Source organism: Streptococcus sp. HMSC056C01 (assembly GCF_001811305.1).
Taxonomy (GTDB): Bacteria; Bacillota; Bacilli; order Lactobacillales; family Streptococcaceae; genus Streptococcus.
In genome coordinates this window covers 37,892-49,613 of the sequence record NZ_KV804216.1, presented here as the reverse complement: position 1 = coordinate 49,613, position 11,722 = coordinate 37,892, and the positions used below count along the sequence as shown (strand labels likewise).

The following is an 11,722-nucleotide window of genomic DNA, read 5'->3' as shown; positions in this document are numbered from 1 at the left end:
CTCTTCGAAAATCTCTTCAAACCACGTCAGCGTCCATCTGCAACCTCAAAACAGTGTTTTGAGCTGACTTCATTAGTCTTATCTATAACCTCAAAGCAGTGCTTTGAGCAACCTGCGGCTAGCTCCCTAGTTTGCTCTTTGATTTTCATTGAGTATGAGTTTAGCGGTTGTCGATTTTCTCTGGATAGAGATCATGTTGGAAGAGGCGTTGTTCTGCCAAGTCTTCATACTTGGTTCCAGGTCTACCGTAGTTGTAGTAAGGGTCAATTGAAATACCACCGCGAGGTGTAAATTTCCCCCACACCTCTAAATAGCGAGGGTCTAGCAAGTTGACCAAGTCTTTTCCGATGGTGTTGATACAGTTTTCGTGAAAATCCCCATGATTTCGGTAACTAAAGAGGTAGAGTTTAAGGGATTTTGACTCGACACAGAGCTTGTCAGGAATGTAGGAAATATAAATCGTTGCAAAGTCTGGCTGCGCAGTGATTGGGCACAGTGAGGTAAATTCAGGGCAGTTGAATTTGATGAAATAGTCATTTTCTACATGACGATTGTCAAAGGATTCGAGGACTTCTGGTTGATAGTCAAAGATGTAGGTAGTTTCTTTATTGCCCAGTAGGCTTAGGTTTTTCATTTCTTCTTGTTGTGACATGATTTTTTCTTTCTAATCTTAAACACCACGTTGGTTATCGTAGAGGAGGGTATGGAGTTGTGGAAGGACGCGAACATTGCCCCAGCTATCGTCAGCAGCGACGAGTTCCCAGAGTTCTTTGAGGCGGTCTAGTTGGTCTTGGACAATATTGCCTGTAGCCTTGGGCTCAGGATTTCCCGCCGATAAGAAGAGGACATCTGGTTGGTAGCGTTCTTGAATGCCTTTGGCAAAGGCTAGGTCTGCATCATCAAAGACAGGGATTTTAAAGGTGACCTTGTCTGGGTCTAGTTGAGAAACGATAAAGTCCAAGGTTTCAAAGTTGACTTCCATCTTGGATGAAGGAGGTTTGGGACTCAAGGTGACCTGGTCGATGTTTTTCAACCAATGTTGCCAGCGGGAGCCTTGGGTTTCAACAGCCAGAGTAACACCACGTTCCTTGAGCTTGGTGACGAGCTCGGCCATGTTGGCTGCTAGGATAGCAGGATTTCCACCAGATAGGGTTACATAGTCGTAGCTTCCTAGCTTATCTAACTCAGCGATTACTTCGTCAGCCGTCATGCGAGTTGGTTTTTCAGAGCCATCCCATGTAAAGGCAGAATCGCACCAGTCGCAGTGGTAGTCGCAACCAGCAGTGCGGACAAACATGGTTTTCTGGCCGATAGCACGACCTTCACCTTGAAAGGTTGGGCCAAAAATTTCTAGAACTGGTAGTTTAAGTACACGTTCCCTAGTCATCTAACCACTCCCGTCTAAACTCTGCAAAGGTAGTCGGAGTTTCATAGAGGCGAACGTATTCCAAACGAATACCTCGCTCATCTGGCAACTCTTGGCTCATGGTCTGGAAAATCCAGTAAACCATATTTTCAGCAGTCGTATTCATGTAGGGCAGGGTTTCATTGAGATAGCGATGATCCAAGTGGGGTTCTAAGTAGTCCTTGTAGATTTGTTTGATATCCCCAAAATCGTAGGTCATTCCACGTTCATCTAAAAATCCACTGACAGCGATTTGCAGATGATAGGTATGACCGTGCAGGGATTTGCATTTCCCCTCATAGTGAAAGAGGTGGTGGGCAGCATCAAAGGTAAATTCTTTTGAGACCAAGGTTCTGTGAGGATTGTAGACAAGAGATTCCTCAGTTTCTTGTTTGATTTCTTTGGGGGCAAAAAACATCAGGCCTCTCCTTTCTGAGAGAGATAAACCTCTAAACCATGTTGGCGTAGATGGCAGGCGGGACAATCTCCACAACCAGTACCGATAATGCCATTATAGCAGGTCAAGGTCTTCTCACGAACATAGTCAAAGGCACCGAGTTGGTCGGCTAATTCCCAAGTTTCAGCCTTGTCTAGCCACATGAGAGGTGTTTGGATCACAAAGTCGTAATCCATGGCAAGGTTGAGCGTGACATTGAGTGATTTGACAAAGACATCCCGACAGTCAGGATAACCTGAGAAGTCTGTTTCACATACTCCTGTCACAATATCTTTAATGCCACGCTGCTTGGCAAGGACTGCAGCAAAGGACAGAAAGAGATGATTGCGACCGTCAACGAAGGTATTAGGCACCTCTCCTTCTTTTTGCTCAATTTCTAGATCTGAAGTCAAGGCATTTTCAGTAATTTGTCCTAGCAGAGACATATCTAGGATATGATGACGAATTCCTTGTTCCTCAGCGATTTCTTTGGCGACTTGAATTTCGAGATGGTGGCGTTGGCCATAGGCAAAGGTAACGGCTTCGACCTTTTCATAGTGTTGCTTGGCCCAGAAAAGGCAGGTTGTTGAATCTTGACCGCCACTAAAGACGACCAAGGCTGATTGACGTTTCATAGTACTCCTTCCAAAATGGGAAATGTTCAGAGCACGCAAAAAGCTCCCTAGAGGGAGCTAAAAAATACCAAGTAGAGGTTTTTTTTAGCGATGGCATGTCCCAAACATCGTGATATTCTAGTTACAGTCTAGCATATTTTTTGAAAAATGGCAAAGGACAAGAAAAAAGAGACCAAATGAATGCACTTGGTCTCTAGTATGATTAACTCAATTCAGCAACGATGGCTTTGATTTGTTCTGCAGTGTGAACACCAGCAACTTGTTTCACCACTTGTCCATCTTTTTTGAAAAGAAGAGTAGGGATAGACATGATACCGAATGAACGAGCTGTATTTGGGTTTTCATCAACATCCATTTTAACGATTTTCAAGACATCTTCTGAAAGTTCTTCAGACAATTTATCCAAGATTGGACCTTGCATACGACATGGGCCACACCAAGTTGCCCAGAAGTCTACCAAGACCAATCCGTCTTTAGTTTCTTGTTCGAATGTTGCGTCTGTAATTGCTTTTGCCATAGTATTTCTCCTTTTTAGTTATATTGGCTTAAATCTTGTTTCATGAGATAGAAGAAGACATCTCCATAAGTCCCATGGTAGTCCAAATCATGCCCCTTGTAGGTTACTTTTTGGACAGGGTAGTAGTCTGCGACACCAATCAGGCAGGCATGTTGAGAACGTTCAAATTCTTCGTATGACTCGAAGGTCATGGTTCTCTCTTGCTTGCTGGCATCAAGATAAGTGATTTCAATCATAAGATTCTCCTTTGCTAAATCATATCATCATTTTACTCCTTAGAAAAAGGAATGTCAAGAAAATTGCTTGCGCACGCAAGTTTTTTTGTAAAAATTTTAGGAAAGCCAACTTGCTTTTGTTTCAAGGCTCTCTTCTACAGCTTTTTGTAGATAGGCAAGAGTTGTCTGACCCTCCTTAGTGAGGCAGATAAAACTAGCTCGCTTATCCTGGTCACAACATCTCCGACTAAGTAAACCGCAGTTTTTGGCTTCTAGGCGTGCCACCATTCGTGATACTGCGCTTGGACTCAGATGGAGTTTGTCCGGCAGGTCAATCTGTCTCAAAGATTTTTCTTGAGCCTGATTTAAAAAGTGCAAGAGATAGAATTCTTTGAGCGTTAGGCTTTGGTCACTCTGCTCAGCAATCGTTTGCTCTAAAAGTGCTTCTAGCTCTACTTGTCGGCGGTTGAAGTCAAACCATTTTTCTAAGTAAGTCATATCAATCTCCTTTCTATATGCTAGTTATAAACAGATTTGCCTATCTGAGATGCTTGCGCACGCAATTAGTATACAACTTTTTGGAATAGATAGCAAGAAGGATGTTTCTTATATATTTCCTTGAAATTTTCTGAAAAAAGAGTAAACTGGTATGCAGAAAGTCTATTTGTGGAGTTTACAATGAAGTTATATGTTCAGTTAATGATTCTCTTTGTGATTTCTCTAATCGGTGAAGGAATCTCCAGTTTTTTTCATTTGCCGATTCCTGGAAGCATCATCGGCTTGATTATTCTGTTTCTAGCCTTGCAGTTCAAGTGGTTGCGTATCCGCCATGTCAACATGGTTGGAAATTTTCTCCTAGCCAATATGACCATTCTCTTTCTCCCTCCTGCGGTTGGAATTATGGAAAAGTTTGATGTGATTGCTCCCTATCTTCTGCCGATTGTCTTGATTGTCTTTTTTGCAGCAGTGATTAATATCATCTTGATTGCGCTTGTGGTTCAATTTATCAAAAAACGCTATGAAGGTGACTACGAAGAAAGAGGTGCTAAATGAGCGAATTTGTATCCAATCCCCTATTTGGGATTGCTTTATCAATCTTAGCCTATCTTGGGGGAATGATGATTTTCAGACGCTATCCTCATCCCTTAACGACTCCCTTGTTGCTGTCAGCTATTTTTATTATCATCTTTCTAAAGGTAACTGGCATTTCCTACCAAGATTACTACCAAGGTGGGGTTTATCTTAATAACTTGATTGTTCCTTCAACAGTGGCTCTAGGAATTCCCCTCTATAAGAGCTTCCACTTGATGAAGCATCATGTTAGAAGTATTTTGCTGGGTAGTTTTCTAGCTGTCATCGTCAATACCTCTTTTACAGCCCTAGTCGCAAAAATCTTTGGTATGGACTTTTTCCTAGCTATTTCCCTCTTTCCTAAGTCAGTAACGACCGCTATGGCAGTAGGGATTACAGAAAAGTTGCAAGGCTTGACTACCGTTACCCTAGTAGTTGTCGTAGCGACGGGGATTTTGACCAGCGTTATCGGACCAACGCTTTTAAAATGGCTCAAGATAGACGATCCAGTAGCGGCTGGACTAGCCCTGGGTGGAACAGGTCACGCAGTCGGAACGGGAACGGCCTTTCGCTATGGACCAGTTGCAGGTGCTATGGGAGGACTAGCCATCGGTGTTACAGGTATTCTCTACGTATTTGTCAGTCCAATCGTAGCTAATTTGATCTTGAGTTAACGCAAAAACCCAGCTCTAGTAGCTGGGCATTTTTTATTGCAAATTAACTTTATTCTTCAAGATATAGTAGGTTCCGAGATAGAAGGCTACGCTGAGGATGAGGTCTTTAACGATTTCAAAGGAGATCATCCAATTGTAGTCGATATCTATGCGAAGGTTGAGACCAACAAAGCCGAGAATGGTTTGGATAACAATATAGGCTAAAACGGCAAGAGCTGTACGGTATTCATTAAAGAGTTGTCCGATAGAGATTGCCAAGTAGATGCAAAGGATGCTTGCTACAGTGCTAAGGATGAATGAAATCACAGAAAGCCAGAAACTATCCACGTAAAATTTAAAGAGGTATTCGAGAGAAAAGATATCAAGGAAGTTTGCACCAGTCAGAACTAAAATGATATAAATACTCAAGATAAAGACTAATGAGCTCGCCAGAGACCAGATGAAAGCACCCAAAAGTTTGGATAAAATGATTTGGTGCTCAGATACGGGGAGTGTGAGAGTTAGGTATCCTTGACGATCGTAGACACTACCCTTGAAGCGACGGATGATCAAAATCAAGGTTGAAATACTTAAGGTAATGATTAGTCCACCAAAAACTAGAGCCAGAAAAACTAACATAATCATTTGTTGATCAGGTGTATCAATGGATTTTAGGGAACTAGCTTGAACCCCGATAAGGGCCGAAAGAGCCAACACAGCACCATAGAGGGCTAAATACCATTTGTTAACATTTTTAAATTCATAACGAACTAAATTCCAAAACATAATAATCTCCTTTATCTAGGCTTTGAATTCGTGGCGGAAGAGTTGGTCGATAGACTCTCCAGACTCATAGCGAATATCATCAACATTTCCTTGACGGACGACTTTTCCATCCTTTAGGAAGATAATCTCATCCAAGATTGGTTCGATATCTGAAATCAAGTGGGTTGAAATCAAGACGGTCGAAGTTGGAGAGTAGTTGTTAATGATGGTGTTCAAGATATAGTCACGAGCCGCGGGGTCGACACCACCGATTGGTTCATCAAGAACGTATAGACGAGCATCACGACTCATGACAAGGATCAACTGAACCTTTTCTTTGTTCCCTTTTGAGAGTTTCTTGAAACGGCTGTTTTCATCAATGCCAAGATCACGAAGGAGACCTTGAGCACGTTCTAGATTGAAATCTTGGTAGAAGGTCTTGAAATAAGTGAGAGCTTCCTTAACCTTCATCTGTTCGTTGAGGTAGGTCGTATCAGGGAGATAAGAAACAATCGCTTTAGTTGCTGGACTTGGTTCCATGCCATTGATAAGGATACGTCCTTCCTCTGGCTGTAGCAAGCCGTTGATTAGTTTAATCAAGGTTGTTTTTCCAGAACCGTTTGGGCCAAGGAGGCCAACGATTTTTCCAGCTGGAATTTCAAGGGAAACATTTGTAAGGGCAGGGCTTGCTCCATAGGATTTTGACACATTTTCAAATGCTAACAAGGTCATAGTTTAAACTCCTTCAATATAATCTCTCAAAACAGTAGGTAGTTCTTCTTTTTCATAGCCGAATTCTACCATGCCTGTTACAAACTGTTGCAGCTGTTCTTCTGACAGTTGCTTACGGGATTGGAGGATCAAGTCCAAATCCTCTGTGACAAAGCGTCCAGATGTCCGCTTGGTATAAACGAAGCCTTCTCTTTCCAATTCCGATAGCGCGCGCTGGATGGTGTTGGGATTGACACCTGCCTCGCTAGCTAATTCTCTAACGGTTGGAAGCTGTTGATTGGGCTCGAGTTTATGGGAAATAATCTGCAATTTGATTTTCTCCATAATCTGCAAATAAATGGGTTTATTGTTATCAAATGTCCAAGACATCACGATCTCCTTTCTAATTACCCTTGTGTTAATTCAATAATACAACAAAACAAAAAACTTGTCAAGCCAAAAGGAGAATTATTTTGGGAATCTCTTAAAAAATGGTATAATGAAAAGAAAACGACAAGGAGGGAAAGGCATGCGTTGTCCAAAATGTGGCGCTACAAAATCAAGTGTGATCGATAGTCGCCAGGCTGAAGAAGGAAATACAATCAGAAGAAGACGTGAGTGTGAAGAGTGTCAGCATCGTTTTACAACCTATGAACGTGTTGAAGAGAGAACACTAGTTGTGGTCAAAAAAGATGGTACACGGGAACAATTTTCAAGAGATAAAATCTTTAACGGGATTATTCGTTCAGCCCAGAAACGTCCAGTGTCTAGTGATGAGATTGGCATGGTGGTCAATCGCATCGAACAAAAACTCCGTAGTCGCAATGAAAATGAAATTCAGAGTGAGGTTATTGGCTCCTTGGTTATGGAAGAGTTGGCAGAGTTAGATGAGATTACTTATGTACGTTTTGCCAGTGTTTACCGTAGCTTTAAGGATGTGAGTGAGCTTGAAAGCCTACTCCAGCAGATCACACAATCCTCTAAAAAGAAAAAGGAAAAATAAATGAAGCCAAATGACCGTTTTTCTTTTGTAAAGAATAATCGGGTGTCGCAAGATACCTCATCAATGGTGCAGTGCTACCTCCCGATTATCGGTCAGGAGGCGCTGAGCCTCTATCTTTATGCTGTGACTTTTTGGGATGGTGGTCAAAAGGAACATCTCTTTGCAGCTATGCTTAATCATCTGAATTTCGGGATGGATACCCTTTTAAAGGCTTTTAAAACTCTAACAGCCATGAAATTGGTGACCCTCTATCAGCAGGGGGAGGCCTATAACTTGTTACTCCATTCTCCCTTATCAACTCAAGAATTTTTACAACATACAGTTTATCGGACTTTGTTAGAAAAAATGATTGGGGATAGTGCGGTTGCAGCCATGAGACAGGAAGGTGTTGAAGGGGAACCTATCTCGGTGTCCTTGAGTCAAATCTTTCCTCAGTTATCTGAGTCTGCGAGTCAAGAAACCTCTGGCAGTCAGCCAGCAGCAGATGATTTTGATTTGGAGCATTTCCGTCAGCTCATGGCTCGTGACGGTCTTCGTTTTCAAGATGAGACTTCGGATGTTTTGGCCTTGTTTGCAATAGCAGACGAGCAGAAGTGGACCTGGTTTGAGACTTATCAAGTAGCCAAAGCGACAGCAGTGTCGCAAGTGATTTCTGTCAAACGCATCCGTGAAAAGATAGCGCAAAAGCCTGTGACTTCTGACTTTAGTCCCAAGGAAGCAACTATTATTCGAGAGGCTAAGAGAAAGACAGCCTTACAGTTCCTTGCTGAAATCAAGCAGACCCGCAAAGGAAGTATTACCCAAACTGAACGGGACCTGCTCCAGCAGATGGCAGCCTTGGGTTTGCTGGATGAAGTGATCAATGTTATCCTGCTCCTGACCTTTAATAAGGTTGATTCAGCCAATATCAATGAAAAATACGCCATGAAGGTGGCTAATGACTACGCCTATCAAAATATTCGTAGTGCCGAGGAGGCTGTCCTCCGTATTCGTGAACGTGGCCAAAAAGCAAAAACGCAAAAGCAGAATCAGACTGCCCCAGCAAAAACCAATGTGCCTAAATGGAGCAATCCTGAATATAAGAATGAAACCAGCGAAGAAACTCGCTTAGAACTAGAACGTAAGAAAAAAGAAATGTTAGCTCGATTAGAAAAAGGAGGAGACTAGATGGAAAGTGTCGGAGACGTACTCAAGCGTCAACCAAGCCGATTTCAGTATCAGGATTTGGTCCAGCAAATTGTGAAAGACCCTGATGTTGCGGCCTTTATCCAGAAAGAATCTCTCAGTCAGGAGGAGTTGAACCGAAGTATTTCCAAGTTTAACCAATATATCACTGAGAGAGATAAGTTTCTCCGTGGTGATACTGACTATATCGCACGTGGCTACAAACCGATTCTCGTGATGAATCATGGTTATGCAGACGTAGCTTATGAAGAGACTCCCGAATTAATTGCTGCAGAAAAAGAGGCAGCTATTAAAAATAGGCTTCGTCTGATTAATCTTCCAGCTAGCCTCAAAAAAGCCAGTCTAGCTCAAGTTGATTTGGACGACCTTGGACGCTTGCCTGTTTTTGAAAAGCTCCTAGCTTTTGTAGAACAATATCCAACTATCCGAAAAGGTCTTTATTTATATGGGGATTTTGGAGTTGGTAAGAGTTTTATGGCAGCAGCCCTGGCTCATGATTTATCTGAAAAACGTGGAGTATCTACAACTCTGCTCCACTATCCGAGCTTTGTCATTGATGTCAAAAATGCTATTGGGGATGGCTCTGTCAAAACCTTGGTAGATGAAATCAAGCTGGCAGAAGTTCTGATTTTGGATGATATCGGTGCTGAGCAATCAACACCGTGGGTCCGTGATGAAATCTTGCAGGTGATTCTTCAGTATCGCATGCAGGAAGATTTGCCAACCTTCTTTACCTCCAACTTCAACTTTGAAGATTTGGAGAAGCATTTCGCTAAAGGGAAAAACGGAAATGACGAAACCTGGGAAGCTAGACGCGTCATGGAACGCATTCGTTATTTAGCAGAGGAAACAAGACTTGAAGGAGAAAACCGCCGATGACAGAAACAATCAAAGTAATGAAGGCTCACACTTCAGTGCGTAGATTTAAAGAGCAAGAGATTCCCCAAGCAGACTTGAATGAGATCTTGACAGCTGCCCAAATGGCTTCTTCTTGGAAAAATTTCCAATCCTACTCGGTCATTCTTGTCAGAAGCCAAGAAAAGAAGGACGCCTTATTTGAGCTAGTTCCTCAGGAAGCGATTCGCCAGTCTGCAGCCTTTCTTCTCTTTGTTGGTGATCTAAACCGTGCAGAAAAAGGGGCTCGTCTCCATACGGATGTTTTCCAACCTCAAGGGGTGGAAGGACTCCTCATCACTTCAGTAGATGCAGCTCTAGCTGGACAAAATGCCTTGCTTGCGGCAGAAAGCTTAGGCTATGGTGGAGTTGTTATCGGTTTGGTGCGTTACAAGTCTGTTGAGTTAGCCGAATTGTTCAAGCTTCCTGACTATACCTATCCAGTCTTTGGGATTGCACTCGGTGTGCCAAATCAACAGCATGATGTGAAACCAAGACTGCCACTAGAGCATGTTGTCTTTGAGGAAGAATACCAAGAACAGTCAACTGAGGCAATTGAAGCCTATGACCGTGTACAGACTGAATATGCAGGTGCGCGTGCGACTACAACTTGGAGTCAACGTTTGGCAGAGCAATTTGGCAATCCAGAACCAAGCTCGACTCGAGAAAATCTTGAGCAGAAGAAGTTATTGTAGAAAGTGAGAAAACATGGCCTTACCAACTGTTGCCATTGTGGGACGTCCCAATGTTGGGAAATCAACCCTATTTAACCGTATCGCGGGAGAACGCATCTCAATCGTAGAAGATATTGAAGGTGTAACGCGAGATCGTATCTATGCCACAGGTGAGTGGCTCAATCGTTCTTTTAGTATGATTGATACTGGAGGTATCGATGATGTCGATGCGCCTTTCATGGAACAAATCAAGCACCAAGCAGAAATTGCCATGGAAGAAGCAGATGTTATCGTCTTTGTCGTGTCTGGTAAAGAAGGAATTACAGATGCGGACGAATACGTTGCCCGTAAACTTTATAAAACTCATAAACCAGTCATCTTAGCCGTTAACAAGGTTGACAATCCAGAGATGCGAAATGATATCTATGATTTCTATGCTCTTGGATTGGGCGAACCTCTACCAATCTCATCTGTTCACGGTATCGGGACAGGGGACGTACTGGATGCTATCGTGGAAAACCTCCCACATGAAGTTGAAGAAGAAAATCCAGATGTTATTAAATTCAGCTTGATTGGTCGTCCAAATGTTGGAAAATCTAGCTTGATTAATGCTATTTTGGGAGAAGATCGCGTCATTGCCAGCCCTGTCGCTGGTACCACTCGTGATGCCATTGATACCCATTTTACAGATGCTGACGGCCAAGAGTTTACCATGATTGATACGGCTGGTATGCGTAAGTCAGGTAAAGTCTATGAAAATACTGAGAAATACTCGGTTATGCGTGCTATGCGTGCTATTGACCGTTCAGATGTAGTTTTGATGGTTCTCAATGCCGAGGAAGGTATTCGTGAGTATGACAAGCGTATCGCTGGATTTGCCCACGAAGCTGGTAAAGGGATGATTATCGTGGTCAATAAGTGGGATACTCTTGAAAAAGATAACCACACCATGAAAAACTGGGAAGAGGATATCCGTGAGCAGTTTCAATACCTGCCTTACGCACCGATTATCTTTGTATCAGCCTTGACCAAGCAACGTCTCCACAAGTTGCCTGAGATGATCAAGCAAATCAGCGAGAGTCAAAATACCCGTATTCCATCAGCTGTCTTGAATGATGTGATTATGGATGCCATTGCCATCAATCCAACACCGACCGACAAAGGGAAACGTCTCAAGATTTTCTATGCGACACAAGTGGCAACCAAACCACCGACCTTTGTCATCTTTGTCAACGAAGAAGAACTCATGCACTTCTCTTACTTGCGTTTCTTGGAAAATCAAATTCGCAAGGCCTTCGTCTTTGAAGGAACGCCAATCCATCTGATTGCAAGAAAACGGAAGTAGTGATTGTAAAAAAACGATAGAACATCAAGACTTGTTCTATCGATAATCTACCCCATCAAATCATTTGCAAAAGATGTGAACAGGATTTAGTTTGTAGTATATTATTGAAATATAAAAAGGATGGAATGATTTTCCATCCTTTTTTATAGCGGAATAAATCTATATTCCTAGGGGGACAATATTTATACTCAATGAAAATCAAAGAGCAAACTA

General features: G+C 42.5%; 17 protein-coding genes. 7 read left to right on the top strand and 10 right to left on the bottom strand.

Annotated elements, in window-relative coordinates; genetic code table 11:
- Window positions 1–160: 160 nt before the first annotated feature.
- The 7 genes from queF to HMPREF2795_RS09455 form a co-directional block, all read right to left on the bottom strand.
- A complete protein-coding gene (queF, locus tag HMPREF2795_RS09485) occupies window positions 161–652 on the bottom strand; it encodes a preQ(1) synthase (protein ID WP_075228742.1) in 492 nt (163 codons plus the stop codon).
- A gap of 18 nt (window positions 653–670) precedes the next feature.
- The gene (gene queE / locus HMPREF2795_RS09480; protein WP_000196473.1) at window positions 671–1,387 is read right to left on the bottom strand and encodes a 7-carboxy-7-deazaguanine synthase QueE; all 717 of its coding nucleotides are present in this window, start codon (window positions 1,385–1,387) and stop codon (window positions 671–673) included.
- On the bottom strand, window positions 1,380–1,823 hold the full coding sequence (gene queD, locus HMPREF2795_RS09475) for a 6-carboxytetrahydropterin synthase QueD (RefSeq protein ID WP_075228741.1): 444 nt from the start codon (window positions 1,821–1,823) through the stop codon (window positions 1,380–1,382). Before queD ends, queE begins: the two co-directional genes overlap by 8 nt.
- Window positions 1,823–2,476: a 7-cyano-7-deazaguanine synthase QueC gene (queC, locus tag HMPREF2795_RS09470; protein WP_075228740.1), complete on the bottom strand. Its 654-nt coding sequence runs from the start codon at window positions 2,474–2,476 to the stop codon at window positions 1,823–1,825. Before queC ends, queD begins: the two co-directional genes overlap by 1 nt.
- Before the next feature lie 202 nt (window positions 2,477–2,678).
- Window positions 2,679–2,993 carry a thioredoxin gene (gene trxA / locus HMPREF2795_RS09465; RefSeq protein WP_001029584.1) on the bottom strand — a complete coding sequence of 105 codons (315 nt, stop codon included), beginning with the start codon at window positions 2,991–2,993 and terminating at the stop codon, window positions 2,679–2,681.
- 14 nt (window positions 2,994–3,007) lie between these two features.
- On the bottom strand, window positions 3,008–3,229 hold the full coding sequence (locus tag HMPREF2795_RS09460) for a DUF4649 family protein (RefSeq protein ID WP_004250771.1): 222 nt from the start codon (window positions 3,227–3,229) through the stop codon (window positions 3,008–3,010).
- A 96-nt stretch (window positions 3,230–3,325) separates the two neighbouring features.
- On the bottom strand, window positions 3,326–3,706 hold the full coding sequence (locus HMPREF2795_RS09455) for a MarR family winged helix-turn-helix transcriptional regulator (protein WP_004250773.1): 381 nt from the start codon (window positions 3,704–3,706) through the stop codon (window positions 3,326–3,328).
- 180 nt (window positions 3,707–3,886) lie between these two features.
- On the opposite strand from HMPREF2795_RS09455, the gene HMPREF2795_RS09450 reads away from it, so the two are divergent.
- Together HMPREF2795_RS09450 and HMPREF2795_RS09445 are read left to right on the top strand one after the other, a co-directional pair.
- Window positions 3,887–4,261: a CidA/LrgA family protein gene (locus HMPREF2795_RS09450; RefSeq protein WP_000781321.1), complete on the top strand. Its 375-nt coding sequence runs from the start codon at window positions 3,887–3,889 to the stop codon at window positions 4,259–4,261.
- A complete protein-coding gene (locus HMPREF2795_RS09445; protein ID WP_049508971.1) occupies window positions 4,258–4,953 on the top strand; it encodes an LrgB family protein in 696 nt (231 codons plus the stop codon). Before HMPREF2795_RS09450 ends, HMPREF2795_RS09445 begins: the two co-directional genes overlap by 4 nt.
- A 33-nt stretch (window positions 4,954–4,986) precedes the next feature.
- Here the strand turns inward: HMPREF2795_RS09445 and HMPREF2795_RS09440 are convergent, their stop codons facing one another.
- From HMPREF2795_RS09440 to HMPREF2795_RS09430, 3 genes are read right to left on the bottom strand one after another with little or no spacing between them, the layout of a single operon-like run.
- Complete coding sequence (locus HMPREF2795_RS09440) at window positions 4,987–5,718, bottom strand: hypothetical protein (RefSeq protein WP_075228739.1); 732 nt, start codon at window positions 5,716–5,718, stop codon at window positions 4,987–4,989.
- A 15-nt stretch (window positions 5,719–5,733) separates the two neighbouring features.
- Window positions 5,734–6,429, bottom strand: a complete 696-nt coding sequence (locus HMPREF2795_RS09435) for an ABC transporter ATP-binding protein (protein ID WP_000173159.1) — start codon at window positions 6,427–6,429, stop codon at window positions 5,734–5,736.
- A gap of 3 nt (window positions 6,430–6,432) precedes the next feature.
- The gene (locus HMPREF2795_RS09430) at window positions 6,433–6,798 is read right to left on the bottom strand and encodes a GntR family transcriptional regulator (protein WP_075228738.1); all 366 of its coding nucleotides are present in this window, start codon (window positions 6,796–6,798) and stop codon (window positions 6,433–6,435) included.
- Window positions 6,799–6,937: 139 nt separating this feature from the next.
- Here HMPREF2795_RS09430 and nrdR point away from each other — a divergent pair, with 139 nt between their 5' ends.
- Genes nrdR through der form a run of 5 tightly spaced genes read left to right on the top strand, consistent with a single transcriptional unit; the run spans window position 6,938 to window position 11,509 of the window.
- Window positions 6,938–7,411: a transcriptional regulator NrdR gene (nrdR, locus tag HMPREF2795_RS09425; RefSeq protein WP_001203674.1), complete on the top strand. Its 474-nt coding sequence runs from the start codon at window positions 6,938–6,940 to the stop codon at window positions 7,409–7,411.
- Complete coding sequence (locus tag HMPREF2795_RS09420) at window positions 7,412–8,578, top strand: DnaD domain protein (RefSeq protein ID WP_075228737.1); 1,167 nt, start codon at window positions 7,412–7,414, stop codon at window positions 8,576–8,578. It begins immediately after the preceding gene.
- The gene (gene dnaI, locus HMPREF2795_RS09415; RefSeq protein ID WP_075228736.1) at window positions 8,579–9,475 is read left to right on the top strand and encodes a primosomal protein DnaI; all 897 of its coding nucleotides are present in this window, start codon (window positions 8,579–8,581) and stop codon (window positions 9,473–9,475) included.
- A complete protein-coding gene (locus HMPREF2795_RS09410) occupies window positions 9,472–10,185 on the top strand; it encodes an NADPH-dependent oxidoreductase (RefSeq protein ID WP_075228735.1) in 714 nt (237 codons plus the stop codon). The genes dnaI and HMPREF2795_RS09410 overlap by 4 nt, the downstream gene beginning before the upstream one ends.
- A gap of 13 nt (window positions 10,186–10,198) precedes the next feature.
- Complete coding sequence (gene der / locus HMPREF2795_RS09405; RefSeq protein ID WP_049508964.1) at window positions 10,199–11,509, top strand: ribosome biogenesis GTPase Der; 1,311 nt, start codon at window positions 10,199–10,201, stop codon at window positions 11,507–11,509.
- Window positions 11,510–11,722: the final 213 nt, after the last annotated feature.